This window comes from Sphingorhabdus sp. (assembly GCF_023910635.1).
GTDB lineage: Bacteria > Pseudomonadota > Alphaproteobacteria > Sphingomonadales > Sphingomonadaceae > Sphingorhabdus_B.
This window is the reverse complement of sequence record NZ_JAAVVZ010000009.1, coordinates 1-25,596: the sequence shown is the minus strand read 5'-3', so window position 1 is coordinate 25,596 and position 25,596 is coordinate 1. Positions and strand designations below refer to the sequence as shown.

At 55.5% G+C, this 25,596-nt stretch carries 22 protein-coding genes; 4 read left to right on the top strand and 18 right to left on the bottom strand.

The window, feature by feature from the left end; all coding sequences use genetic code 11:
• Positions 1-28 precede the first annotated feature (28 nt).
• Both HEQ34_RS07235 and HEQ34_RS07230 read right to left on the bottom strand, forming a co-directional pair.
• Positions 29-301, bottom strand: a complete 273-nt coding sequence (locus HEQ34_RS07235) for a hypothetical protein (RefSeq protein WP_296199211.1) — start codon at positions 299-301, stop codon at positions 29-31.
• Between the two features lie 72 nt (positions 302-373).
• Positions 374-1,438, bottom strand: a complete 1,065-nt coding sequence (locus HEQ34_RS07230; protein WP_296199209.1) for a TonB family protein — start codon at positions 1,436-1,438, stop codon at positions 374-376.
• Positions 1,439-1,486: 48 nt separating this feature from the next.
• On the opposite strand from HEQ34_RS07230, the gene argJ reads away from it, so the two are divergent.
• Positions 1,487-2,710: a bifunctional glutamate N-acetyltransferase/amino-acid acetyltransferase ArgJ gene (argJ, locus tag HEQ34_RS07225; RefSeq protein ID WP_296199208.1), complete on the top strand. Its 1,224-nt coding sequence runs from the start codon at positions 1,487-1,489 to the stop codon at positions 2,708-2,710.
• A 10-nt stretch (positions 2,711-2,720) separates the two neighbouring features.
• Here argJ and trxA read toward each other — a convergent pair whose 3' ends face one another.
• The 8 genes from trxA to ahcY all read right to left on the bottom strand — a co-directional run bounded on the left by trxA (position 2,721) and on the right by ahcY (position 15,510).
• Positions 2,721-3,041: a thioredoxin gene (gene trxA / locus HEQ34_RS07220; RefSeq protein ID WP_296199206.1), complete on the bottom strand. Its 321-nt coding sequence runs from the start codon at positions 3,039-3,041 to the stop codon at positions 2,721-2,723.
• Positions 3,042-3,122: 81 nt separating this feature from the next.
• On the bottom strand, positions 3,123-6,554 hold the full coding sequence (addA, locus tag HEQ34_RS07215) for a double-strand break repair helicase AddA (protein WP_296199203.1): 3,432 nt from the start codon (positions 6,552-6,554) through the stop codon (positions 3,123-3,125).
• Positions 6,551-9,523, bottom strand: coding sequence for a double-strand break repair protein AddB (gene addB, locus HEQ34_RS07210; protein ID WP_296199201.1), 2,973 nt, complete (start codon positions 9,521-9,523; stop codon positions 6,551-6,553). The genes addA and addB overlap by 4 nt, the downstream gene beginning before the upstream one ends.
• Positions 9,513-10,241, bottom strand: a complete 729-nt coding sequence (locus HEQ34_RS07205) for a nucleotidyltransferase family protein (RefSeq protein WP_296199199.1) — start codon at positions 10,239-10,241, stop codon at positions 9,513-9,515. Before HEQ34_RS07205 ends, addB begins: the two co-directional genes overlap by 11 nt.
• Positions 10,234-11,211, bottom strand: a complete 978-nt coding sequence (locus HEQ34_RS07200) for a phosphotransferase (RefSeq protein ID WP_296199352.1) — start codon at positions 11,209-11,211, stop codon at positions 10,234-10,236. The genes HEQ34_RS07205 and HEQ34_RS07200 overlap by 8 nt, the downstream gene beginning before the upstream one ends.
• A 1-nt stretch (position 11,212) precedes the next feature.
• Entirely contained in the window at positions 11,213-11,644 is a 432-nt protein-coding gene (gene tsaE, locus HEQ34_RS07195) for a tRNA (adenosine(37)-N6)-threonylcarbamoyltransferase complex ATPase subunit type 1 TsaE (protein WP_296199197.1), read from the bottom strand.
• Entirely contained in the window at positions 11,641-13,953 is a 2,313-nt protein-coding gene (locus HEQ34_RS07190; RefSeq protein WP_296199194.1) for a PAS domain-containing sensor histidine kinase, read from the bottom strand. The genes tsaE and HEQ34_RS07190 overlap by 4 nt, the downstream gene beginning before the upstream one ends.
• Before the next feature lie 162 nt (positions 13,954-14,115).
• A complete protein-coding gene (gene ahcY, locus HEQ34_RS07185; RefSeq protein WP_296199192.1) occupies positions 14,116-15,510 on the bottom strand; it encodes an adenosylhomocysteinase in 1,395 nt (464 codons plus the stop codon).
• 246 nt (positions 15,511-15,756) lie between these two features.
• Between ahcY and HEQ34_RS07180 the strand changes: the two genes are divergently transcribed.
• The 3 genes from HEQ34_RS07180 (at position 15,757) to HEQ34_RS07170 (ending at position 18,287) form a co-directional block, all read left to right on the top strand.
• On the top strand, positions 15,757-16,236 hold the full coding sequence (locus tag HEQ34_RS07180) for a peroxiredoxin (RefSeq protein ID WP_296199190.1): 480 nt from the start codon (positions 15,757-15,759) through the stop codon (positions 16,234-16,236).
• A gap of 93 nt (positions 16,237-16,329) precedes the next feature.
• Positions 16,330-17,775, top strand: a complete 1,446-nt coding sequence (locus HEQ34_RS07175; RefSeq protein ID WP_296199188.1) for an AMP nucleosidase — start codon at positions 16,330-16,332, stop codon at positions 17,773-17,775.
• A gap of 68 nt (positions 17,776-17,843) precedes the next feature.
• Positions 17,844-18,287: a hypothetical protein gene (locus tag HEQ34_RS07170; protein WP_296199186.1), complete on the top strand. Its 444-nt coding sequence runs from the start codon at positions 17,844-17,846 to the stop codon at positions 18,285-18,287.
• 313 nt (positions 18,288-18,600) lie between these two features.
• Here the strand turns inward: HEQ34_RS07170 and HEQ34_RS07165 are convergent, their stop codons facing one another.
• The 8 genes from HEQ34_RS07165 to trmD form a co-directional block, all read right to left on the bottom strand.
• Entirely contained in the window at positions 18,601-20,475 is a 1,875-nt protein-coding gene (locus tag HEQ34_RS07165) for a M2 family metallopeptidase (RefSeq protein WP_296199184.1), read from the bottom strand.
• A gap of 54 nt (positions 20,476-20,529) precedes the next feature.
• Positions 20,530-21,060, bottom strand: coding sequence for a hypothetical protein (locus HEQ34_RS07160; RefSeq protein ID WP_296199181.1), 531 nt, complete (start codon positions 21,058-21,060; stop codon positions 20,530-20,532).
• 2 nt (positions 21,061-21,062) lie between these two features.
• Positions 21,063-21,629: a GNAT family N-acetyltransferase gene (locus tag HEQ34_RS07155; protein WP_296199178.1), complete on the bottom strand. Its 567-nt coding sequence runs from the start codon at positions 21,627-21,629 to the stop codon at positions 21,063-21,065.
• On the bottom strand, positions 21,626-22,384 hold the full coding sequence (locus HEQ34_RS07150; RefSeq protein WP_296199176.1) for an alpha/beta fold hydrolase: 759 nt from the start codon (positions 22,382-22,384) through the stop codon (positions 21,626-21,628). Before HEQ34_RS07150 ends, HEQ34_RS07155 begins: the two co-directional genes overlap by 4 nt.
• A gap of 36 nt (positions 22,385-22,420) precedes the next feature.
• Positions 22,421-23,068: a 2-hydroxychromene-2-carboxylate isomerase gene (locus HEQ34_RS07145; RefSeq protein WP_296199174.1), complete on the bottom strand. Its 648-nt coding sequence runs from the start codon at positions 23,066-23,068 to the stop codon at positions 22,421-22,423.
• 3 nt (positions 23,069-23,071) lie between these two features.
• A complete protein-coding gene (locus HEQ34_RS07140; RefSeq protein ID WP_296199172.1) occupies positions 23,072-24,097 on the bottom strand; it encodes an aspartate-semialdehyde dehydrogenase in 1,026 nt (341 codons plus the stop codon).
• Positions 24,098-24,293: 196 nt separating this feature from the next.
• Complete coding sequence (gene rplS / locus HEQ34_RS07135) at positions 24,294-24,686, bottom strand: 50S ribosomal protein L19 (protein ID WP_125230085.1); 393 nt, start codon at positions 24,684-24,686, stop codon at positions 24,294-24,296.
• A gap of 7 nt (positions 24,687-24,693) precedes the next feature.
• On the bottom strand, positions 24,694-25,596 hold a 903-nt coding region (trmD, locus tag HEQ34_RS07130; protein WP_366934846.1), incomplete at its 5' end, for a tRNA (guanosine(37)-N1)-methyltransferase TrmD.

The window sequence follows — 25,596 nt, the reverse complement described above, 5'->3', positions numbered from 1 at the left end:
TGAACGCACCCCAAAGGGCGCAGAAAGCCTAACCTAAAATGATATCATGCCGGTCAACCGGCGTATCTGGCGTTACGGCAACTTGGCGCGCTTCACCGACGGCGGGTGCAAGTGACACGCGCGCCGTCGCGGCCTCACGGACCACAGGTTCGCAAGCGGCAACAGCTTCAAGCGCAGCGGCCGCAACATAAGCCTGCGCAACTGCGGTATCCACAGATGCCGACGCGGAAGACACCGGACGTGCAGCCTCCGCAGCGGAAAATCCGCTCATCATCGCCAGTAGATAAATCAGTAAACGCATGCTGAGCCCTAAGAGGTGCATTTCGAGATATAGTTAGGCATGGCAGCAAAGTCCACACCGAAGGCGAGCTGCCTACCTGCTAACCGCGCCTGTCTTCGGGTCTTCATGCTCCACCGACATACGGAACTTGATACGTTTGGCCTGTGGCTTGCCTTCACTATCCAGAAATGGAGCGACATCGCGGTTCGCACTACCCTCGCAGGCCATATCCAAAAAGTTCTTATCACCGATTTTACCGAAGGGGGTGCCCTCACTCTCTGTCCTGCAAGACGTAAGCTTACCTGCCGCGTCGAACTCCAAGGTTAGGCCAATCGAGCCGGGCTTTTCAAAGGGATTTGGGCGAGCGCGCTGAGGGTTCATAGATACAGAAGCGGCACGTTTCGGAAGACGCCAAGATAGCGTGTGTGCGCTCTTTCCGGACGATGGCTCTCCATTAACATCCAACGCTGGATCAAAACTCCATTCGCGTGCAAGTGCACATGCCTGTTGGTCCAGTTCCGGAACCTTGCTGCTGACGGTGACCGAACAACCTAAAACTTTTCCAGTGCTGTCGATATTGAGCATAAACGTGGTCTGTCCCTGCTTCCCTTCGTCCGAAGCCGCAGCAGGGTATTTGTCGGCAGGTATCGTTAGCTGCGCTCTATTTGACGGTTTTGCCGGACGCGGGAGACTCTCAGTCACCTTAGGCATTGATGCCATGCTCAATACTTCCGGTATTTGCCACCGTATGCGGTTGGAATAGCTGCCTGTTGTTGCGACTCCATTTTTATCTTGCGCCGGATAAAATTGCGCACGTGCCGTAATGTTATCGCACGTTGTTTTATCAAGATCAGTATGTCCGCTACTGGTCGTGATCGTGCATTTGTTCACACGTCCGTCAACAGATACATCGACCTTAAATGCGGATGTTCCTTCGCGCAGCTCGCGCAGCGCAAGACTTGGATAATCAGCTGTATTGGCCCACATGCCCGGATAATTTTTGGGCATAGGCGAACTTTCACTCCCCTTTTTTGGGGCTGGCATGGGGACGGTAGAGATCGTGGGGACCATGACAACTGGCGGAGGCGGCGCTGTTGGTGTTTCCACATTTTTTTCGACTACAATTGATGCTAGCGCCAGAACCGAATAAAGCAGCATGTCTTAGTTCTCCCGAATTTTTTCCGAGATTAGCGAAAGTTTCCTTAAATGTCAGTAAAATCGCCACTCGCCATATCTTTTCCCATCATGCCCGACATTGCGGGTGCAACGCCGCGTGTTGCGCGGGCGGGGTATAAGCAATGGGACCGCTGTGACCTGAGCTATGTGACGTTTGATGCGGGCACAACGGTTGCGGGCGTAACCACGCAAAATCTGTGCTGTTCAGCCGAGGTTGATCTGTGCCGCGCGCATTTGCCGCACGGCAGTGCCCGCGCGTTGGTGGTGAATGCGGGCAACAGCAACGCCTTCACCGGGCAGCGGGGCAAAGATGCGGTGGACGCAATTACGGGCCAAGTGGCGGCCCATTTGAACTGCGACGTGACGGAGATATTCGTGTCTTCAACCGGCGTCATTGGCGTGCCTTTGCCTATCGACAAGGCGCAGGCCGGGCTGCGGGCCGTGTTTGATGCCGCTTTGTGCAGTTGGGAAGATCTCACGCATGGCATCGGCACCACCGACACCTTTGCCAAGGGCGCAACCGCCAGCGCTATGGTCGATGGCCGTAAGGTGCAAATTGTCGGCATTATCAAGGGTTCAGGCATGATCGCGCCCGATATGGCCACGATGTTGGGTTATATCTTCACCGACGCCGCCGTCGACGCGGCGTTTTTGCAGCAACTTTTGTCCGCAGCCAATCAAGCAAGCTTTAGCTGCATTACCGTGGACAGCGATACCTCCACCAGCGACACAGTCCTCGCCTTTGCCACAGGCAAGGCAGGTAATGCGCGCTTGGCCTCGTTTGAAGACGCCGGGGCCGACGCCTTTGCAGCGGCGCTAAACGATGTTTGTCGCCAATTGGCGCATCTGGTGGTGCGTGATGGCGAAGGGGCGCAGAAATTCATCGAAATTCAGGTCACAGGGGCCGTTAGCAATCACAGTGCGCGGCGCGTGGGCCTGGCGGTTGCCAATTCGCCCTTGGTCAAAACGGCGATTGCGGGTGAGGATGCCAATTGGGGCCGCGTCGTTATGGCGGTTGGTAAAGCTGGCGAGCCTGCGAACCGCGACACGCTTTCCATCCGCTTTGGCGCGACTTTAGTCGCACACAATGGCCTTGCGGTTGCAGATTATGACGAAGCGCCCGTGGCGCGTCACCTAAAGCAAAAGGACATAGAAATCGGCGTTGATCTGGGCCTGGGGTCGGGACACGCCACGGTGTGGACGTGCGACCTGACCCATGGCTATATCAGCATCAACGCCGATTATCGCAGCTAGGCACCTGACCCTAAAGCGCGGCTTCGAGCCAGCTTTTCAATTGTGCCTTGGGCGCTGCGCCGACCTTCGTATCCGCAATTTGGCCGCCCTTGAACAGGATCATCGTCGGAATCCCGCGCACGCCATATTTGGCAGGCGTATCGGGATGGTCGTCAATGTTCAACTTCACGATCTCGACCTGCCCGGCCAATTCTTCACTGATTTCTTCAAGGCTTGGGCCAATCATCTTGCATGGGCCGCACCATTCGGCCCAGAAATCGACCAATACGGGTTTACCTGATGCCAGCACGGTTGCGGCGAAGTCATTGTCGCCAACGGATTTAGTAGCCATGATAATCTCCTTTGTTACGCCCCATGTATTCACGCCGCCAAGCACTGACAAGCACCATGCGCAATAGTTTTGCTTGAAGCGTCAGGAGGCGGGGTAATAAGGTGCCAATATGGCGTCCGAAAGCGTGATAAAACGCGGCGCATAAGTGAATAGCAAGGACACTTCTACACGCGACGCCGGAAAGATCGTCTGCAATGCTGCACGATAATGCGCCATTTGCCGCAAATGTGGGGCCGGCACGCCGTGTTCATCTTGCGGCACTTGCCGACCCGTTTTGAAATCGATGGCCCGCACCAGACCTGGTTCAACCAGCAACCTGTCAATCCGTCCATTGATTACCGTTTCGCCAACCACCGCGACCAATGGCACCTCGGCCCGGGCGGAGGGACCAAAAAATGGAGCCCATTGCGCGTCGTTCACGATACCGCCAACCTCTGCCATAAGCTGTGCCAGGTCAATGTCATGATCGGGCGTCTGCGCAGCTAACCATTGCTCCGCCTTTTGCAGCGAAACGTCGTTGGTGATGCGTTCCAACAAAGCGTGGATAAGCTTGCCCCGCGCCGCCGCCTTGCGCATCGCCGAAGTGGCTGGCGCATCGCCATAATCGTCATCATCCAGACGCGACGGGACTAAAGGACGCGGTGGGCGTTGCTCCGCTGGCGCTGGCGCGAAAAGCCAATGCGGTGTGGCAACAGACGGCTCAGTTTGCGCAGAGGCAATATTGCTGCCCTCTGCGGGCGTTAGGCAAGCCCCCTGAAGCCCAACATGACGCATCACCCTGCCCCAGCGCGCATCGTCCTCCCAATCGCACCCAAGCGCCGCCATGCCCCGTTGCAGAAGCGCGCACCAGCTTTCGGCTGGCGGCTCTCCCTTGCGGCTGATACCCAATGACCCGGCCATGATCAGCCGCTCTTCGGCGCGGGTAATCGCGACGTAGAGCAAGCGTTTATGCTCCTGCAGCTCGCGGGTCTTTTGCCGCTCGACAGTTTCCAGCAACCGCCCCGATTGTTCAGCCTTGCGAATGGGTAACAACGGTATGCGATGCCCCTCGTCCATTAAAAGCTCGACAGAATGGTCCGGTTTCTTGGTCGGGTCAGATGTGGCATCGGCCAAAATGACCACAGGCGCTTGTAAACCCTTTGCACCATGGACGGTCATAATCCTGACCTCCTTGCTGCTGCTGTCGCCCTCACGCTTGATTTCGGTGTCACCACGGTCGAACCATGCAATGAATTTTTGCAGGCCCCCGCTGTGCTGCTGTTCAAATTGCAACGCGGAATTCAGCATTTCCTCGATAGGTACCAAAACCTCACTGCCCAGCCGCGCGGTGAATTTACGCCGCGCGCCGATGGGGCCGGACAATATTTGCTCAAGAAAATGATAGACGGTCGTGAAATCGGCCATCGTCAGCATGTCGCGCAGCAGAGCGATTTGCGGCTCAAGCTCAGGCCGATCACGAATATGCTGCCACAGACTGCCCTTGCGGTCGCCGACATAGCCATATTGGAGCAACGTATCCTGCGACCAGCCAATGATGGGTGAAACCAAGACGCAGGCCAGACTAAAATCATCATTTGGTTGAAGCACAAATTTGATGGCGGCCAGCAAATCCTGCACCACCAATGGCTGCAACAATCGAAGCCTGTCGATACCTGCAACGGGCACATTGCGTTCATGCAATTGCGCCACCAGCATCGACGCCATGTCGCCACGGCTGCGCAATAGAAACAGGATATCGCCGGGTTCAAGGGGACGATTTTTGCTGACCAGCCACGGCTTTGCATCAATCAGCGCCTTGACATGGTCCGCCAGTTTTTCGGCCAGAGCACGTTTTTCGTCGCTGAACCAATCCTCTTCTTCGTCCGAGCTACTGTCATCTTGCCCATTGGGCTTGGCGGATATGGGTTCCAATAGCTCGACCATGCCGATATGCGGTTTATCGCTATAATGCTCCGCGATTTCATCGCTTATGCCGAAACTTTCGGGGCCAGCCTGTTCGATAACGGCATTGACGAAATCAAGAATTGGTGGGGTCGAACGGAAGCTTTGCGACAGGGTAAGCCGGTTCAACTCGGACCCGGATTTGCCAATTCGCTCGGCAAAATATACGCCTGCTGCTTCATAGCGTTCGGGGGCGGTCCCTTGGAACCCGTAAATGGCTTGCTTGAAATCGCCGACGGAGAATAAAGTGCGTGTCTTGTCGGGATGTGCTCCCATGCCACTGTAAAAATCATCGCTGAGTGCGCTGATGATATCCCACTGCGCGGCGTTGGTGTCCTGCGCCTCGTCGACAAGAATATGATCAATCTGCCGATCTAGCTTAAACCGCACCCAATCCGCCATTTGACCATGTTGCAGCAACGCCGCCGTGCGCCGGATCATGTCGTCAAAATCCACCGCGCCAAGCGCGTGTTTCGCCTTGCTATATTGGGCCGCAAATTCTTTGCCCACCAACAAGGCTCGCGCAAGCCTGTCGGCATATTGTGCGCGCGCCACCTGCCCCATCAACTGGTTGGTCCATTGGAACAGCTCCAACGCTTGCGCGGCATAAGCGTCCGTCATCGGGGTAAAGCCCTTCGACGAAATCTGCATGTCGCCGTTCTTATTTGACCAACAACCATGAAACTCCGCGAATAAAGCTGCCCGCTCTGCCGGAGAACGGGATAGCCAGTCTTGAAGCACCGCCGCGCGCTTACCTCCCCGACTGTCGGCTTTATTACCGCACCATAAAAGATTGGCGTCGATGATGGATTGCAGGTCCCCGCGCGGAATTTTTTCGTCGGCAAACGCCGCCGCCAACATTTCTTCCACAGAACCCGAAAAGCTAACGTCTGCCAAACGCCGCGCCCAAACCACCGCGCCCGCATCATCGGGGATGGATGCCATTATATCCGGCGCAGCCGCCGTCCGATGCAAGAAGCGCAGGGCCGCTTCCTCGCCCATGTTCAGGCTCAATTCCTGCAAATTGGCGATGATCTTAAGGTCGCCGCGCGCTTCGGCACCCAAAACCAAGTTCCCAAGCGCCGCGTCGAGCAATTCCCGCTGCTCGCGGCCCTCAACCGGCTTGAAGCCCGGCACGAGGCCAGCCTCTTCCGGAAAGCTGCCGAGAAGCGATTGGCAGAAGCTATGGATGGTCAATATCTGCAATCCGCCGCCGGGCGCATCCAGAACCTTTGCGAACAATTGCCGTGCCTTTTTGCGCGCCTCTGGGCCTGCATCGGCACCAATCGCCTCAAGGTCATGGAACAATAGTCCATCGTCCATCTGTACCCATGTCGCCAAAAGCTGATTGATACGGTCCGCCATTTCGGACGCGCCAGCCTTGGTAAATGTAATGCACAGCAAATTTTCAGGCTCGACGTCATTTTCCAGCAACAGCCGAATGACGCGCGCAGTCAGCACCTGCGTTTTGCCCGTCCCTGCCGAAGCGCTCAGCCAGATATTGTCGTCCGGCACAACGGCGCTGCTTTGCGCAGGAATCAATGGGTGCAGCTTTTTGGGTTCCGCACTCATGTTGCGTCCTCGATTATCGCCTGACGCCCATTCCATTCCTGCAAGCGCATCAATTGGTCATAATCGCCATAGATCGCAAATTCGGGGTGCAACTTGGCGGTAAAGGGCGTGTTGCCCAATATCCATTTGCCGATCGCAGCTTCCGCCTGCTCAACCGCAAAGGCGACGAAGTCTGCGCGTTCTGGCTTGTTATCGGCCGCACGCGTGCTGGTGGGCACGGCGATGAAACCAAAATCCTTGGCCTTGTTTTTGGCAAGGCTCCAATATTCGAAATGGCTCGCTGTGCCTGATACGCCCTTGATGGCCAGTTCCTCGGCCATATAGCCAATGAGGCCCAATTGCAGTGCGAAGCCCGCGTTAACCTGCTTGGTCGATGGCGGCGTGCCGGTTTTATAGTCGATGATGACCAAGTCGCCATCTGCAGTGCGGTCAATACGGTCAACCCGCCCCCTGACGGCGATGCCTTTGATATGGACGGTGCCGGGTTGTTCGGCAACCACCACGACGCGCCCTTCCTCCGCCATCAAGCGTTTGGTTTCATCGGCCACCCAGCGTAAACCAGCGGCAATGCGCGGTTGCCATAATGTGCGCAGCAATGGGTCGCTCGCCTCCTGCGCCAACAATGCATCGGCGCGCGCGACGAGCTTATCGACCGCGCAATTGTCGTGCGTGAACCATTTTTCCAATATGTCGTGCACAAGGCTCCCGCGCCAAGCGTAGCTGGGTTCGGCATCGACCTTTTCCAGAACCGGAAGGCCAAGGATGCGCTTGGCGTAAAAGGAATAAGGGTCAGATTTCAACTGGTCGAAATCGGTAACGGACAAGGAAACCAAACGTTGTTCGGCATTTGGCATCGGCTCTGGCCGTTCGGCAAAGCGCTCTTTTCTCTCGGGACGATCCAGCGCGTCTGCCCACGCCAACAGTTCATCATCAACCGCCAGCGCCTCCCCCATCAGCGCTTTGATCCGCAACAAAAAGCGTGAAGCGACCGTTGGCCCGCCGCGATCCCGCCGTGCGCGAGTCAGCAACACCTCTTGTGCGCCCAGTGCCGTCGCCAAATCATGCGCCGAAAGGCCAATATTCCGATCCAATGTCGGCAGTTTTAGATGGCGCCTGATAGCAGGGGCCAACCACGGGTCAGGCTGCGCTATTTGCGGCCATGTACCTTCGTTCAGACCCGAGCAGATCAAATAGTCTGCCTGCTGCAGGCGCGCTTCTAACAAACCGTAAATCGCGACACGCGGGTGCCCACCATAAGGCGGGCGAACAACCGCACCGGAGAAAATTTCCTTGAACGTCGCAACCAAGCCTGTCGCATCGACACGGCCAAGTGTGGACAGATCGCTCGAAGTGACCTCCTCCCAGTTCTGCGTCAGTTCGCGGCCACTTGCGCCACGCCAAATGCCGCCATCGGTAAGCACCGTTGCAACATCGCGCAGCGATGCCATAACATCCTCAAATGGCTGACCATCGGCCCGTTCGAGCGGTGCCAGTTGCGTCGCAACCCCAGACCACCATGCGATTAAATCTGTATTTGGTTTGCGCGCAGTCTGTAACCGTCGCGTGATCGCAGAAAGGCCAATGCCGCTGGCGGTGCCGCGCAATGCAAGATCAAGCTGCCGCACATGGTCCAACCACACGAGCCTTTCCGCCCCGGCAAACACCAAAGGGTGCTTGGCAATCGCCAATATGCTCGACGCGGAAAAGCGGCTCCAGATTGCGTCCACCAGCGCCAATGCAAGCGTGCCTGGTGGTGTTTGCAGCAAGGGTATGCCCGCGCTGTCATCCACTTCTATGCCCCATCTATGCAACTGCCCAGCCACCCGCACCGCCAATTCGCGATCGGGCGTAATCAGGGCGACGCGCTTTCCGGCAACCTCCAGCGCGCCCCTGATGCGCACGGCTATGGCCTTGGCTTCTTGCGCGCTATCTTCCGCCTCCAACCATTTGACATGCGGAAGGCTTTTGCGCAGCGGCGGCAGGTCCTGCCAATATATGCTATGTTCCGGCAGGCAGAATATCTCGGAAATTGTAGCAGATTCTGGCTCCGTTCTGGCAGTCGGAAGGACGTCAATCTCGCTGCGGTCGATGCCCATAAGTTCCAACAAATGCTTCAAATGAAACTGCGGATGGACCTCCACATTACGACGCCGCCCAAAGCCTGGGCTATCGTCGGTGGACGGCGATAGATCATCCCAACGCGCGTCAGAAAGGTCAAGATCAACGCCCGGTAAGATAACGTGCCCGTTCGGCATAAGTGCGACACGGCGCAACAAGCGGGCCACAGCCTTTGCAGACGTCGTAATCCCCACCGCTATGACCGGAGGCGTATCAATATTTTGCGCTAAACGCTGCTCAAGCGCCGCAAGCAAATGGTTGCGGCGTTCGGCTGGCCCCATCAATTTTCGCGCAGTTAACGCGGATCGATACGCCGGCAATATCTGCAAAAGCCGCGCATAAGCGCTTTGCCAATGTCCGGCCAAATCAGCCTCTATTTTGATGTCTGCGAAATGTGTGAAATCGACCAGATCAACCTCAAGCGCATCGATCAATTCTGCCAATTTGCGCGCAAGTCGCAACGCTTCGGCAGGCGAAAGTGGGGCGTCACCCGGCTGATGGTCCTGTACGAGCTTTGCCAACAGCATCAGCCGCTCAAACGAAGCAATGGCTGGCCATATTGCGCTGCCCGCCTGTATGGGATCGAGCATTGGGCCTAAGGCTTCGTCCAATTGCATGTCACCAACGGCAACCATATGCGGCAAGAGCATACCCGGTGCCGCCTGCCGGACAAAAGCCTCCGTCATTGCCTTGATCGCGCGGTTATTCGGCAGGAGGAGTATGTTGTTGCTGATCGCAAGCGGGTCTGCGCCCGCCGACTGCAAAATCCACTGCGCGGTTACATCGCACAGGTCATTGCCCAAAGGCACATTGAACACATGGGCGCGCGGGGCGGAGCCTTTATCCGCCATATTGTTCCGCCAACTTCGCTTCGGTTGCCCCGATCGCGGCGGGATAGCCGACGTCGAACCATTGCCCGTCATGTAATATGCCCATGCAACGGCCCTGGGCTATAGCGCGATCCCAGAATATATTGGTTGAAAATACGTCCGCAGGCGGATCGACAATGAGGCGCTTCGACAGCATCTGAATGCCCGTCCACACAAAAGGCGCAGGCGCATCGCCCTTGCGGCGTGACAGGCGTCCATCTGCATCCATGTTAAAGTCGCCAATGCCTTGGCTATTATGTGCGCTTTCTAACGGAATGACGAGCATCAGAACGTCCATGCGGGCATCATCCCAATGCGCCATGAGCTGCGAGATCGCATTTTCGCCCGCATTGGTCCACCAATTGTCGGCATTGACGCAAATGAAGGGGTCATCGCAAATGAGTGGCAAGGCGTGCACCAAACCACCGCCTGTGTCGCGCAACACATCGCGTTCGTCGGAGATGCGCAGTTCCAAGTCAGCCGCAGAAGCTGCTAAATGTTGCTCTATTTGTTCTGCGCGATAATGCACGTTGACGACGATTTTGCCGATGCCGGCATCGCGCAAATGGTCAAGCACATGGTCGAGCAAGGCAACGCCGCCCACTTCGATCAGGGGCTTCGGCCGGTCGGCGGTCAGGGGCATCATGCGCGTCCCTTTGCCCGCCGCCATGATCATCGCTGTATCCACATGCTTAACCATCGATGCTTAACTCCGTAGGCATATTATTGCGCACGTCCGCAGGGATATGCGTGTCGAACCAGTGTTTGATCGGCGCAAGGTCCGGGTGAGCTAAGTCGCGTTCCAGCAGCCCCCACATACGCGGCAGGAACGAGACATAACGTTCCTTGCCATCGCGCTTCCACAGGCGCGTAAAGATACCGATAATCTTGGTATTTCGTTGTGCACCCAGCAAGGCATAATGCGCCCCAAAATCAGCATCGGGTTTTGCCGCATCATGATAATATGCCAGCATCTCTGCCTCAAGCGCAGGGGACACGTCCCGGCGCGCGTCTTGCAGTAAGGACACCAGATCATAGGCTGGATGGCCCACCAAAGCGTCCTGAAAATCAATTATCCCCTGCTGTCCATCATCCAGCAGCATGATGTTTTCGGCATGATAATCCCGCAAAACGGTAACTTTCTGATAATCCGCAAGCGGGGCCAGCGCTTTGGTCCATATCTGGTCAAATTCGCTTACATCAAATGATAAGCCCATGGCCGGCATGTACCATTCGGACAAAAGCTGCACTTCGCGCATGTAGGTCGCCATGTCATAGCCTTGCGATTGCACGGCAGGAGTCTGCGCCAACCGGACAATGGCATCAATAGCCGCGCGATAGACTGCGGTCTCATCTTCTGGATGGTCGTCCAGATGCTCCCGCATCCGCCGGTCGCCAAAATCCTCCAACAGCAAAAGGCCGCGCGTCAGGTCGGTGGCAAAAATTTTGGGCGCACGAAACTGATGCCCGTTCAAATATTGCGCAATATGAATAAAGGGTCGCGGATCCTCATGCGGTGGCGGCGCGTCCATCAAAATCGCCTTGCCGCGCATGGGGGACTCCACGCGGAAATAGCGGCGGAAAGACGCGTCGCCCGCAACGGGCGCCACTTGCGCACCTTCCCAGCCATGCAACCTCAAAAATGCGTCCAAGTCAGCAGGTGGTGCCATATTAATTACTTGTGTCATCATGATCCATTTTCAAAGTCACTATTCGGCTTCCGTCCGCTTGCGGTGCTATGTCTATATAGTGGCTTGGCACCACATAGGCTGAACCAAAGCGTTCGGCCCACTCAAGGAGCGTGATGCGTTCGCTGCGTTCGTCCGCAAGCCCCAGTTCGTCCAGTTCGTCAGCATCATCGAGGCGATACAAATCGACATGGGCAACGGCAACCAAAACATCTGGCGGTTCATAGCTGTGAACGATGGCGTAAGACGGGCTGGCGACTTCGCCTTCGTAACCAAGGCCCGCCAATATCCCTGCACACAACACGGTTTTGCCAGCACCAAGCGGGCCGTTGATCGCGACCCAGTCTGAAAGCTTTAAATTTTTAGCGAGCGAATGGCCAAAGGCGCGCATATCCTCGTCGGTTGCAATGATCATGTCTTTGGTAGCGCCATGATGATTGTGGTTCCTTCTCCTTGTGCAGAGTGCAAATGGAAAGTGCCACCATGCGATTCAATTATCTGCCGTGCCAAGGGCAAGCCAAGCCCGCGCGTCATGGCGCCGGCAGCGCTGAAGCTACCTGTGGGCATGCTGTCAGGCGAGAGACGCTGAACATCTTTACCGTCAATGCCCGGGCCGTTATCGGATACGACAAGTTCAAGTACGTCGTTTTGCCAACGCGCCAAGAACAACACTTCGCCGGCCTGACGGTGGTAACGAATGGCATTGTCCAGCACCAAACCGACCGCCTGTGCAATGCGTTTTGGATCGAGCGACATGCCTCCCTTGGCCTCCCCGCACTCCACCTTTAACATCACGCCACTTGCCTCTGCCATCTGCGTCTTGGCCGCAGCAATGTGTTCCACCAGAGCTGAAACATCAACGTCTTCAAACGCGAGCGGTAAGGCACCTGCCTCAATCTGACTATAGTCGAGCACGGTGTTAATTTGTTCTGAAAGCCGGTCAGCCGATTGGACGATCGCGTCGACATATTCCATCGCTTGCGGGGACAAATCACCTGCAATCCCCGCCTTTAGCATGTCCGCAAAACCGCTGATCGACGTCAACGGCGTGCGGAATTCATAGCTCATATTGGCCAAAAACTTGCCCTTGATCGCATCTGCATCCTGCAAAGCGCTATTCCGGTCGCGCAAGGCTTGCTCTATTTTTAACGTGTCGGACATGTCGAGCATGGTGAACAGCGTGTTGCCGTCGGGCAGCGGTATAGTCGCGACTTGGAACATCCGGCCATCGGCGAAGACGGCCTCACTTTGGCGCTGCGCACGATTGGACGAAGTCATCCTGATCAGTTCGCCAAGGACTGTTATCTGTGTGGGCTTTTTTAGATGCCCCGCCAACAAAGGCAAAAGTTCATCTAAACGGGGATGTTTGATCAGTTGATCATCGGACAGTTTCCACGTCTCCGCAAAGAGCCGGTTCCAGATACTTAACCGACCATCTGCCGAAAAAACTGCAATCGCTTCAAACAGATTATCAAAGGTCGCTGTCCGCACGCGCAGCAAGATATCGCGCGCGCTCGCCAGTTGCGCCTGTTCGGTGCGGTCTTCGAAAATCATAAGCAGCCCGCCATAAGGGATTGGCTGCGCCAAAACGCGCAAATGTGTGCCGTCGGGAAGGAGCCAGTTTTCTTCGGTTGGATCGGACGCGCGAAACCACTCCTCACGCTCTTTACGCCACGCCGGGAAATCACGGACTTCAGGTAGTTTGCCATTTTCGCGCATGCGGTCCAACACGCGCGCAAATTCGGGCTTTTCCGAAAGCCATTGGTCACGAAAAGAGAACAGACTTTGAAATGGCAGATTTGCAAAAGTAAGCCCATGGCGGCCATCGAATTGCGCAACGCCTGCGGACATCAGGTTCAAAAGGTCGCGTTGCGCCTCCGACAATTCACGCACTTCTGATTTTGTGTCGACTAGATCCTGAACATCAATCGCAAGTCCGGCGACGCCCGATGCGCCCAATGGGATATCGAACACGCGCAATTGACGGCGTTCCCCGTTCAACGTCGCTGAAACTACACGCTCTTTTTGAGTATTCTCAGCAGCGGCTTCAGCAGCATAATCGGCGGCGCTTCGGCCATTTTCGGGTTCAAGTAATTCAACCCCATCGTCGACCACCTGCAGCCCATCAATCGCACCCACGGCTTCGACATAAGCATGGTTCACAAAATGCAGGTTCATGTCTGGTCGTCGGTGCCACATGGGAATGGGGGCAGCTTCAATCAGGCCAGCCAATGCCGAAAATGCCGAACGCGCTTCGTCAGATTCGCGCGTCCGCCGTTCCAATTCGCGCAAATTTTCGGTGGAATCAAAAAACCATAATGAAGCTGCGCCATTGGGGTAGATGACATTGTCTGCAATATTGCCAACGACCGTCAGCCTCCGGTTGGACCCTATAATTGCCAAGTGCAGTGTGAAGCCCTTCCCCGTGCGCTGCGTTTCGCGCACCTTGGCTTCCAGTTCGGCCAAGTCCTTTTGCGCCAGGCCGGCATTGTCACGTCCGCCAAGTTCCGCAAGTGAACCGGCAGGTTCGTCCAAGCCAAGCATTCGCACGAACCGTTCGGCCGCCTCTATCCTGCCATCACCTTTTACCACCACAGGGAAAGCTGGAGCCGTTTCCAAAAGGCGACCAAGACGCATGGACCGGCGCAGCACTTTTGCCGCTTGGTTGCGCATCGACAGCCCCATCCAAATAGCGACAGCGGCTCCTACAAGCCAAAGCGCCATCAAAATTCCTATAAGTGCAATGGGCAGGCCAGTGCCTGTCATCGTCATGTGCCCTTTATGTTTCCACAGATATGCTAATGCCCAAATGCGCAGCGCACGCAACGAAAAAAGCCTGCTACGTTTCCGCAGCAGGCTTTCTTTTCGTCACAAACTGAAATGTGATTAATAGCGATAATGGTCTGGCTTGAATGGCCCCTCGGTCGAAACGCCGATATATCCAGCTTGCTTGTCGGTCAGCTTGGTCAACTTCACGCCAAGCTTTTCGAGATGAAGCGTCGCGACCTTCTCGTCGAGATGCTTTGGCAGAACATAGACTTGGTTTTTATAATTATCGCCGTTGGTCCAAAGCTCAATTTGCGCGAGCACTTGGTTGGTAAAGCTTGCCGACATCACAAAACTTGGATGTCCGGTTGCACAACCAAGGTTTACCAAGCGGCCCTTCGCAAGGACGATGATCTGCTTTCCGTCTGGGAACTGAACGAGATCGGTTCCTGGCTTCACTTCGGTCCAGCTATAGTTTGATAAAGCTGCGATTTGAATTTCACTGTCAAAGTGACCGATGTTGCACACGATGCTCATGGGCTTCATGTTCATCATATGCTCAGCAGTTATAACGTCGGCATTGCCCGTTGCTGTGCAGAAGATATCCGCGCGTTGCACGGCCTCTTCCATGGTCACAACTTCGAAACCTTCCATTGCGGCCTGCAATGCGCAGATTGGATCGACCTCCGTGACCATCACGCGCGCGCCGCCGTTGCGGAGCGATTGAGCCGAGCCCTTGCCAACGTCACCAAAGCCAGCGACGCATGCGACTTTACCGGCGAGCATGACGTCGGTGGCGCGACGAATGGCGTCCACCAGCGATTCCTTGCAACCGTAAAGATTGTCGAACTTCGACTTGGTAACGCTGTCATTCACGTTGATTGCGGGAAACGGCAGTTCGCCCTTCTTCGCGATTTCGTACAAGCGGTGAACGCCCGTGGTGGTTTCTTCCGAAACGCCCTTCAAATTCTTGACCGTTTGCGTGAGGTAGCCGGGCTTCTTGGCAACAAATGCCTTCAACGCGCGCTGGAACTCGACTTCTTCTTCATTCTCCGGCTCACCAAAGCTTTCGCCGCGCTCAAGCCTTGCGCCCCACAACGCAAACATCGTGGCGTCGCCACCGTCGTCGAGGATGATGTTCGCAGTGGTGTCGTCACCCCAATCGAAGATGCGTCCGACATAATCCCAGTAATCTGCAAGACTTTCGCCCTTGACAGCAAACACGGGAATGTCCTGCGCAGCAATGGCGGCTGCGGCATGATCTTGTGTCGAGAAAATGTTGCAAGTCGCCCAACGCACATCCGCGCCAAGCGCCGTCAGCGTTTCGATAAGAACTGCGGTTTGAATCGTCATATGCAACGAACCCACAATGCGCGCACCCTTCAAAGGTTGCGACGAACCAAATTCTTCGCGCAACGCCATAAGGCCGGGCATTTCGGTTTCGGCAATGTTTATTTCTTTACGGCCAAAATCGGCCTCGCCTATATCGGCAATGACATAATCGTTAAAAGCCACAGGCTTATTCTCCGGGAGGTTTCAGATAACCCGGGCCATAGCTACGGATTTAACAGAAATCAAATATAAAGATTGCTTTATATGCCTTTCCGATGGGGTGCTTTGTAAGAAACGCAAGCTTTCCCATGTCATCAATCTTAGGGTCAGGACCACTAAAAAAAGCGCCGTTAAACATAGCCCACTTGACTTGGTAAGGCGCGTCCCGGATGAAGCGGCAACTCTCTCTCTTGCTAAAGGAAATTTCTCATGAGCATCTCTGTTGGCGACAAAATCCCTGACGTCAAACTGGTCAAGGCAACTGCCGAAGGCCCTCAACCCGTTCAGTCTGCCGAATATTTCGCTGGACGCCGGGTTGCATTATTCTCCGTGCCGGGTGCCTTCACACCAACATGCTCGGCACGCCACCTTCCCGGCTTCGTCGAAAAGGCAGACGAACTTGCCGCCAAGGGCATTGACGAAATTGCTTGTACCGCTGTCAACGATGCCTTTGTTTTGGGTGCTTGGAACAATTCGGGCGGATCGGACGCAATCACCATGCTCGCCGACGGAAATGGCGATTTCGCTGCTGCGCTCGGCCTAGAAATGGACGGCAGCGCATTTGGCATGGGCAAGCGCGGACAGCGTTTCTCCCTCGTCGTCAACGATGGCATCGTTGAGCAAGTTAATGTCGAAGCGCCTGGCGATTTCAACGTAAGTTCAGCTGAATATATGCTCGGGCAGCTGTAACTTTTAGGTAGATCTGCCGAAACTGTATGGGAAAGGGAGGGATTACCCTCCCTTTTTTGTTGCCAAATTCATAAAATTCGGTGAAGCATGATTATGCCTAGTACACACGCTCAAAACATCATTAATCAACTCGTTACCGAATATGAATCTTCGGTTAGAAGACTTCAATCCGCGCTTGCGGCTTATTTGAAGGATAGGGTTCCCCCAAGTGCAGATCAGCGCGCAAGCAATGACTTCTGTTATCCCGAACTCATCATCACTTATGCCGGCAAGACGCGCGAGACCAAATCTAACCTCGCATTTGGCAAGCTGGAGAAGATCGGCACGTTTCGGACTACCTTCACCAAGCCCGATCTTTTTGCAGATTATATTGGCGCGCAGCTCGACCTTTTAAATGAGCAATATGAACTCGAGATTTCAGTTGGCCGCAGTCGCCAAGAAATCCCCTTTCCTTATGTTCTGGATGGTTCGGTCGATCTTGAGCTTGGGACCGTTAGCCCGAACGAGCTTGCGCGCCATTTCCCCACGACGGAGTTGGCAGATATTGGCGATGAAATCGCCGATGGCCTTTTGCGCGTAAAGGGCAACAGTAGTTCACCACTCGCTTTGTTTGATGGTCTCCGCACCGATTTTTCATTGGCCCGGTTGCGCCACTATACGGGCGCGCCTGCGGAGCATGTGCAGCATTATATCCTGTTCACCAATTACCACCGTTATGTCGATGAATTCGTCAGTTGGGCCTGCAAGCAGGTCGGCAAGGGCCGCTATACCGCATTGTCAGGCGCTGGTGGTCTATATGTGGATCAACCAACAGACAATGCAGCGCAGCTTGTCGCAGACAGCACATGGCGTCGGCACCAGATGCCGGCCTATCATCTGATCGCGCCGGACCGTTCGGGTATCACCTTGGTGAATATTGGCGTCGGTCCGTCCAATGCCAAAACGATTTGCGACCATTTGGCGGTGCTACGGCCCGAAGCGTGGTTGATGATTGGCCATTGCGGCGGCCTACGTGAGACTCAGCGGATTGGCGATTACGTCCTCGCCCATGCCTATTTGCGCGATGACCATATCTTAGACGAAGTTCTGCCGCCTGAAATTCCCATTCCGCCCATTGCCGAAGTACAACAAGCCTTGGCAAGCGCAGCGGAGGACGTATCCGGAGCCAGCGGTGCAGATCTGAAACGACGGATGCGGACAGGCACCGTTGTGACCACCGACGACCGAAATTGGGAATTGCGCTATTCCGCCTCCGCGCTTCGTTTCTCGCAAAGCCGCGCGATTGCCATCGACATGGAGTCGGCAACGATTGCGGCGCAGGGCTATCGTTTCCGCGTACCATATGGCACATTATTATGTGTTTCGGACAAACCGCTGCACGGCGAGATTAAATTACCCGGTCAAGCAAACCGTTTTTACGAAGAGGCGATTGCCGCACATTTACAGATCGGCATTCAAACATGTGAGTTGCTTCGCGAGGCCGGGAATAGCTTACACAGCCGCAAGTTACGCGCATTCAACGAACCACCATTTCGATAAGCACGCGGGAACCAACTCCATTCCAAACGATTAACAAGTTTGCATGACAACCCAAGGAGGAACGGATTATGCCAAGAAAGTCCGAAAGAAATGATGTGTTCAGCAAGCTTTTGACCACAGTGCGCGATCTGACCGATACCCTTTCGGGTAAGGCGCGGTCTGCGGCCGAGACTGCGACTACCACCGCAAAGTCAGCCGTAGATTCCGCCTCCAGTGCCGCCGCCACCGCAGGCACAGTCATCAAGGAAAATCCCGGCAAGTCCGCCGCTGTGGCTGGCGCAGTTATCGCAACAGCAGCAGCCGCCGTCGCCGGTAAGAAAGTATATGACCGCAAAACCGCGAGCAGCGCAAAGCCGGCGGCGACAAAGCCCGCTGTGAAAAAGCCTGCTGCGAAGAAGCCAGAGGCCAAGCCTGCTGCAAAGCCTGCTGCCGCTGCAAAACCTGCACCGCGGGCAAAGCCAGCGGTGAAGAAGGCCGCACCGGCGAAGTCCGCAGCAAAACCAACAGCCTAGGGTCAGGACCTATTAAATCCACCTTCGCGGTTTGAGGCCATTTTGTTCAGTGCCAGGCGGCAAGCGCAGGACTTAGTGGTTCTAAGTCTAGCTTTGCCAACGTAGCAATGGACAGTATGGGTCAAATCCGAAGGACGCCAAAATGGCTTCGATCTCAAAGCAAAATGCCCTTGCAGGCAGAATGACTGCCTGCGGCGGCCATTTTGCTTCGATATCTTTGCCATTTTGACGCCGCGAAGGTGGATTTAATAGGTCCTGACCCTAAATTCCGCAAAGTAAACGGCCCCGCCATTTGCGGCGGGGCTATTTTTGCCTACCAGCCCTTTTTCACGCCCTTATTTTGCGTCTTGAGCCAAGTCATCAACGGCGCAAAATATTCAAGCATTGGCTTGCCTGACATTTCGCGCGTGCCGGTAAATGCCTGAAGCGCATCTGGCCAAGGCTTCGACGCCCCCATTTCGAGCATTGCGTTCAGCCGTGCTCCAACCTCCTTGTTGCCGTAAAATGAACAACGGTGCAGCGGTCCTTTCCATCCTGAAATATCGCAAGCGGCCTTGTAAAACTGGAACTGCAATATGCGGGCAAGGAAATAGCGTGTATAAGGCGTATTACCGGGGATATGATATTTGGCCCCGGCATCAAAACGGTCGGCCGGGCGTTCCACGGGCGGAATAATGCCCTGATATTGCAGGCGCAAATCGGTCCAGCCTTTGTTGTAGTTAGTAGGCGTGATTGATCCGTTGAATACGCCCCAACGCCATTTGTCGATCAGCAAGCCAAATGGCAGGAACGCGACCTTGTCCATCGCTTGACGCAGCAACAGGCCATTGTCCTTGTCCGCGCCGGGGACCTTGGCCGGATCCAGCAAGCCGATCTGGACAAGATAATTTGGCGTAATCGACAAAGCGATGGCGTCGCCAATCGCCTCGTGGAAACCATCATTGGCACCATTCAAATATAGATAAGGCTGCTTGTTATAAGCGCGCTGATAATAATTGTGCCCAAGTTCATGGTGGATAGTCACAAAGTCGTCGGTGTTGACCTTGATGCACATTTTAATGCGCAGATCATCGACATTGTCCACATTCCAAGCCGAGGCGTGGCAGACGACTTCGCGATCGGCAGGTTTGATGAACTGCGCGCGATCCCAAAAGCTTTTTGGCAATGGCGCAAAGCCAAGCGATGAGAAAAAGCCTTCGCCAATCTTCACCATATCTTTTTCGGCCTTGCCACGAATTTCACTGAAATCCGCCATGTCGGTCTGCTTATACCCCTTGGCCACCAACAACTCGCCAATGTCATAACCGATGTCGCCCGCTCCAGGAGGCGCGACAACGTCATAAATATTGCCCCATTCCTGCGCCCACATATTACCAAGCAAATCTGCGCGGATTGGTCCGGTTTTGGACTGGACGGCATCACCATATTTTTTGTTCAGCTGCGTGCGGACATAAGTGTGCAACTCGTCATATAATGGCTTTACCTCAAGCCATAATTTGTCGGTCAACTTAGCAAAATCATCGGCTGGCATGTCATAGCCAGACCGCCACATCGCGCCGACGTCCGCATAGCCAAGCTCGGTTGCGCCTTGATTGGCGATTTCCACCATGCGCGTGTAATCCGGCCCCATTGGCGCGCCGACATTGTTGTGCCAGCTTACCCACATCTCCTTCAGATCTTCAGGATTGCGGTTCGATCCCATTTCGGCCTCAATATCCGAACCGTTGATTTCCTTACCGCGCAATGTGCCCCGGCCCTTGCCATAAGCGGACTGCAATTGAGTTGATATGGTCGCAAGTTCCGCCGCTGCACCCGGCGTGGTCGGCGCGGGCAAGACTATGCCGCCGCGCAAGATATCAAGCTTGCGCTTTGTATCAAAAGACAGGCCGGCAAGCGCCTGATATTTGGCCGCCTCAAGTGCGTACGCAACCGCCTTTTCTGTTCCAATCTCGCCGTAACGCGCGGCGATAGCGTCGGTGTCATCGGTAAGGTACGTGGAATTAATCCACGCGACACGGCCCCCTTCGACGGAGAAGTTAAAAAGGTCCTTTTCGGCGCGGGCAACAAACGCATCGGCATCAGATGCCGTGGGTGCAGCTGCGGTTGCCGGAACATCCTGCGCCATGGCGATGCCCGGGACACAAAGCGTGGCGAATGCCAAAGCGGCAATGGATACAAGATTTTTCATATGGGGTTCCTGACAGATATTAGGGCGCGATGGTGAAACTTCCGGTCTTCCGCGTCAAGGCGCGCGGCTTTTCCAGCTTCGAATCGCCAAGCCGACCAGCACGCCGAAGAATGTCACCAAAAACAATATCGTTTTTACGGGCCGCGCGGTGGCTGCGACGCCGGAGAGCATATCATGCCCTCCGGTAACTGCCGCCTGAATAAGCTGGCTAATGGTCTCAGCATAATCGGCAATGGCAAAACCGACGACCGCGACCATGATGACCTTACCAAGCCGTGCTTCCATAAGGTGCGGCGACGCGGCAAGCATCCGTCCGCCCGCAAAAGCGCCCCAAGCATAAACCGCGATAAAGATGAGGTCCAATTCCATGCTGTAGATGGCGAGGTCCATCACACCCGATGCTGCCCAGCCCGCGTGGATGATGTCAACGCGCGCCGCATTTCCGGCGGCCTGATGGTCGCTGATGCCCAATGGCGCAACTTCTGTGACCAGCCAGACATTCATCACGACCAACGCCGCGAGCAACAATATGCCGGACAGCCAGAACGTCCAGAAACGCCTTTCCAGAGCAGTTTCCTTGCGCATGGCTACCTAGACTCCAAAGATGTCGCCAACGCCCCTGACAGGGCGTCCTCGCGCGTCAGATGATAGCTTGTGTAGTCATGCACCTGCCCGCCATGATGGCGCTTATGTTCTCGCACTAAAGTAGCGCCCAATCGCTCCACCGCAGTGCGCGATCGGACATTGTCTGCGCCGACCTGAAACACAACAATGCGCACAAATTGGAATATATGCCTTAGCATCAGCGCCTTCACTTCGCGATTGATGCCCGTCCGCCAATATGCGGTCGCTAAAAATGTCCAGCCGATTTCTATTTCTTCGGTTGTCGGATCGTAACCGGAAAAGCGCGTGCCGCCGATGATTTCGTTTGTCGCGCGATCCAAAATGGCAAAGGCGCCCTGCGATGCCATGGCATCGGCAAAGAAGCCGTCAAAGACTTCCCTTTTGTACCGATCACGAAACGGATGCATCGCCCAAATTTCCGGGTCAGACGCTACGGCATAGAGCGCGTCATAATCCGTCGTCAATAACGGCCGCAGCATGACGCGTTCGCCCGTCAATACCGGCTGAATGTCGAAAACTGGGCGCGTCACCAGCGGTCACCCGTCAGCGCCGCAACAAAGGCCATCCCAAGTTCTGGCTTGGTAACCGCGCTCATATGATTGCCAGGCACCGTAAACAGCTTCCCATGTTGCAAAAGCGCCGCGAGGTCCGCCGCAGAGCCATTATCGTCATCTTGTTCACCGCACACAACAGCAACGGGAAGGGTCCAACTGGCAATTTCTGCCGCATTGGTGTCGACAAAGCTATCCAATATATGCCGTAATGCTGCCGGATCACCGCCGGTGGTTTTCAGGAAAGCCTCGGCCATCCATGCGGACGAACCCTTTTCATGCTGCCCCAAATTGTCAAAGACATGCCGAAAATACGTCCCACGGTTTCCGGTCTGAGTCAGGCCTTCCAACCCCATGCCTGAGATAACGGCCCTACTGGGCGCTGCGCCACGCGCGAGCATCCGCGATACTGTTCGTCCGCCAAGCGAATAGCCGCCAAGATCATAATCGGTGATATCCAAATGCCCAAGCAGCGCAAATTGGTCATCTGCCAAAATGTCGCGTGGATAATATTTGGGATCATGGGGTTTGCCACTTATGCCGTGAGCGCGCAGGTCAGGCATGATGACGCGGTATCCCGCTTTGGCCAACGCAGCAGCATGGCCGTATTTTATCCAGTTGGTGCCGGCTTCGGACATGAAACCATGTATCAGCAATAAAGGCCGCCCCTGCCCCGTCTCGCGCCACGCGATCTCGACCCCGTCGGCGGCTTGGAAACTATCGCATGTGATCATAAGCCTTACTCAATTTTCAACAATCCACGCCCCGGACTAACGCGCAGCCAAGCCTTTTTGCTCCATGCGCCACAGCGCCATATCGATACGATCCTGCCCAAAAAAGGGTTCGCCATCGAAAACGAGGGTTGGCACACCCCAATGCCCCGCCGCCTCAAGTGCGGCTTGGTTGGCGGCGATTTCTGCGTCAAGCGACTCTGCGTCGCTGATCGCTTCGGCATCCAGCTCTGCCAAATCCAATCCCGCGCGCAAGGCAGCACCCGACAAATGGTCGCCCTCATGCCAGTTTTCTGCTCCACCCCAAATCAGCCGTGAGACTTCATCGCAAAAGGCAAGGCTCTTGCCGCGCCGCGCCGCCGCTTGGCCCAACCGGGTCAGGCGAAAAATATAGGGCTGCTCGTCCGCAATCTTGCGTGTCCGCACATCCTGCACAATCGGGTCGGGCCGTGGCGGGCCGAACGGAACGCCATGGAATTGCGCGACGCGGAACATATCGGTAAAGGTATAGCGCAACCAATTTGGATGACTGCGTTCAAAAAAGTCAGGTTCGCGGATGGCGAGCGGATAGACCGGACGCAAATTTATCGTCAGGTCATATTCTTCCGAAAGCGCGCGATACCGCCGCGTGGCGAGATAGCTGTAAGGGCTACGAAACGACCAGAATATATCGGCTTGCAGCCCCATAATTTAACCCTTTTTCAAATGCCGCCGCCCAAGCAATTCGGCAATCTGCACCGCATTTAGTGCAGCCCCCTTGCGAAGATTATCCGACACGCACCAGAAGGCAAGGCCATTGTCCACTGTGGGGTCTTCACGCACGCGGCTTACATAGGTCGCATCGTCACCTGCGGCCTCAATCGGGGTCGTATAGCCACCGTCTTCGCGCTTATCGATGAGCATGATGCCTGGGGCCTCACGCAAGATATTCTGCGCGGTTTCCGCCGACATTTCCCGCTCATATTCGATATTCACCGCTTCGCTATGGCCAACAAAGACAGGAACACGCACGCAGGTCGCCGTCAGCTTGATTTTCGGGTCGAGTATCTTCTTGACCTCAACCATCATCTTCCACTCTTCCTTCGTATAGCCATCTTCGAGAAAACTATCGATGTGCGGGATGACGTTGAACGCGATTTGCTTGGTGAACTTCTTGGCATCGGCGCTGTCGCCGACAAATATGTTGCGGCTCTGTTCGAACAATTCGTCCATGCCCTCTTTGCCCGCGCCAGACACCGACTGGTATGTCGATACGACAACGCGGGTAATCTTGGCGTAATCGTGTAGCGGCTTCAACGCGACGACCAATTGCGCCGTTGAACAGTTCGGGTTGGCGATGATGTTCTTGCGCTTGTAGATATCAATTGCGTCAGGGTTGACCTCAGGCACGATCAAGGGAACATCCGGGTCCATCCGGAAAAGCGAGCTGTTATCGATCACCACGCAGCCAGCAGCAGCGGCAATCGGCGCGTATTTCATGGTCGCTTCCGAACCGATGGCAAAAATCGCCATATCCCAGCCCGTCCAATCGAAATTCTCGATATTCTGGATCTTGAGCATCTTGTCCGTATCGCCATATTCGATTTCGATACCTTGGCTGCGCGATGACGCAAGCACAGCGACCTCGTCGGCAGGGAATGCGCGTTCGGCCAAGATGTTGACGACTTCGCGGCCCACATTGCCCGTCGCGCCTGCCACTACGATACGATAACCCATAAGCAATTCCTTCTTTTGTGTTCCCCAGCGAAGGCTGGGGTCCAGCTATGGCTGAAAGCCTTCGTTTAAGTCTGGACCCCGGCCTGCGCCGGGGCACACACTATAAAAGCCGGGGCACACACTATAAAAAAGGCCGGGCTCTTTGTGGGAGCCCGGCCTTTCATGTTCGGTTTAAGAACGCTCGGCGGCTCCTGCCTTATTCGGCAGCCTCGGTGGTCTTAATAGGACGCGGGTCACGGCGTTCGGCAATACGTGCCTTCTTACCGGTCAGGCCGCGCAGATAGTAAAGCTTCGCACGACGCACGACGCCCTTACGGACGACTTCGATGCTGTCGATGTTTGGGCTGTACAAGGGGAATACGCGCTCAACGCCCTCACCGAACGACATTTTGCGTACGGTGAAGTTGGAGCCCATGCCCTTGTTCGAACGCGCGATGCACACGCCTTCGTAATTCTGAATACGCGTGCGCTCACCTTCGATGACCTTCACGCCCACCTTGACGGTGTCCCCTGCACGGAACGCAGGAATTTTTTTGTTTTCTGACAAAGCTGCAATCGCTTCGGCTTCGAGTGTTTGGATGAGGTTCATGCCCCATTTAATCCTTATTCTTTTGTCGCACGTCAGAGGCAGGCTGAACCCGGGCGTCTTTGTAACGCCCCCAAAGGTCCGGTCTGCGTAACCGAGTGATTTCCTCCGCCTGTTGTTTCCGCCAAGCAGCTATTTTCGCATGATCCCCCGATCGCAACACTTCAGGGATCATACGCCCTTCCCAATCATTGGGTCGGGTATAGTGCGGATATTCAAGCAATCCTTGTTCAAAGGATTCCTCGTCACCGCTGGAAGACGCGCCCATTACGCCGGGAAGCAGCCGAATGCAAGCGTCTAACAGCATCAACGCCCCAATTTCGCCGCCCGACAGGATGATGTCGCCCATGGAGACTAACTCAATTTCGGGATGCGCATCAAAAAGGCGCTCGTCAAAGCCCTCAAACCGGCCACAGAGCGCCGTTACGCCGGGGCCTGCCGCAAGTTCACGGATACGCGCCTGCGTGATTGGCTTGCCGCGTGGGGTCATGGCGATAATTGGAGCGCTCAACTTTTCCGCATTGTAAGAGAATTTGGGAGTCCCAACACTGGCCAAAGCCGGGCTTCCCCCCTCCCCTTTAGGGGAGGGGCCGGGGGTGGGGTTTTGTAGCAAAGGCCGCGTTATACTGACAGACCCCACCCCAACCCCTCCCCTAAAGGGGCGGGGCCTCATTTTCTGCGCCATTTCACGTTTCGCAAACGCCACTGCCGCCGACAGAATATCCGCCCGCAATACCATCCCCGCCCCGCCGCCCGCGGGTGTATCATCAACGGTCCGATGTTTGTCCGTCGCAAAGTCACGGATCTGAATAGGCGCGCAAGACCACTTCCCCTCCTCCAGCGCACGGCCAGCCAAGGATATCCCCAGCGGTCCGGGGAACATTTCAGGGTAAAGCGTGAGAATTTGGGCGTG

Excerpts from the sequence above, each read along its gene's own strand:
- HEQ34_RS07140 (WP_296199172.1), bottom strand. The coding sequence starts at position 24,097 with ATGGGTTATCGTATCGTAGTGGCAGGCGCGACGGGCAATGTGGGCCGC.
- tsaE (WP_296199197.1), bottom strand. The coding sequence starts at position 11,644 with ATGATCATTGCAACCGACGAGGATATGCGCGCCTTTGGCCATTCGCTC.
- HEQ34_RS07200 (WP_296199352.1), bottom strand. The coding sequence starts at position 11,211 with ATGGCACCACCTGCTGACTTGGACGCATTTTTGAGGTTGCATGGCTGG.
- HEQ34_RS07150 (WP_296199176.1), bottom strand. The coding sequence starts at position 22,384 with ATGATCACATGCGATAGTTTCCAAGCCGCCGACGGGGTCGAGATCGCG.
- HEQ34_RS07180 (WP_296199190.1), top strand. The coding sequence starts at position 15,757 with ATGAGCATCTCTGTTGGCGACAAAATCCCTGACGTCAAACTGGTCAAG.
- HEQ34_RS07205 (WP_296199199.1), bottom strand. The coding sequence starts at position 10,241 with ATGGTTAAGCATGTGGATACAGCGATGATCATGGCGGCGGGCAAAGGG.
- HEQ34_RS07230 (WP_296199209.1), bottom strand. The coding sequence starts at position 1,438 with ATGCTGCTTTATTCGGTTCTGGCGCTAGCATCAATTGTAGTCGAAAAA.
- addA (WP_296199203.1), bottom strand. The coding sequence starts at position 6,554 with ATGAGTGCGGAACCCAAAAAGCTGCACCCATTGATTCCTGCGCAAAGC.
- HEQ34_RS07175 (WP_296199188.1), top strand. The coding sequence starts at position 16,330 with ATGCCTAGTACACACGCTCAAAACATCATTAATCAACTCGTTACCGAA.
- argJ (WP_296199208.1), top strand. The coding sequence starts at position 1,487 with ATGTCAGTAAAATCGCCACTCGCCATATCTTTTCCCATCATGCCCGAC.
- HEQ34_RS07190 (WP_296199194.1), bottom strand. The coding sequence starts at position 13,953 with ATGGCGCTTTGGCTTGTAGGAGCCGCTGTCGCTATTTGGATGGGGCTG.
- HEQ34_RS07160 (WP_296199181.1), bottom strand. The coding sequence starts at position 21,060 with ATGCGCAAGGAAACTGCTCTGGAAAGGCGTTTCTGGACGTTCTGGCTG.
- HEQ34_RS07145 (WP_296199174.1), bottom strand. The coding sequence starts at position 23,068 with ATGGGGCTGCAAGCCGATATATTCTGGTCGTTTCGTAGCCCTTACAGC.
- HEQ34_RS07235 (WP_296199211.1), bottom strand. The coding sequence starts at position 301 with ATGCGTTTACTGATTTATCTACTGGCGATGATGAGCGGATTTTCCGCT.
- HEQ34_RS07170 (WP_296199186.1), top strand. The coding sequence starts at position 17,844 with ATGCCAAGAAAGTCCGAAAGAAATGATGTGTTCAGCAAGCTTTTGACC.
- trxA (WP_296199206.1), bottom strand. The coding sequence starts at position 3,041 with ATGGCTACTAAATCCGTTGGCGACAATGACTTCGCCGCAACCGTGCTG.
- rplS (WP_125230085.1), bottom strand. The coding sequence starts at position 24,686 with ATGAACCTCATCCAAACACTCGAAGCCGAAGCGATTGCAGCTTTGTCA.
- HEQ34_RS07165 (WP_296199184.1), bottom strand. The coding sequence starts at position 20,475 with ATGAAAAATCTTGTATCCATTGCCGCTTTGGCATTCGCCACGCTTTGT.
- addB (WP_296199201.1), bottom strand. The coding sequence starts at position 9,523 with ATGGCGGATAAAGGCTCCGCCCCGCGCGCCCATGTGTTCAATGTGCCT.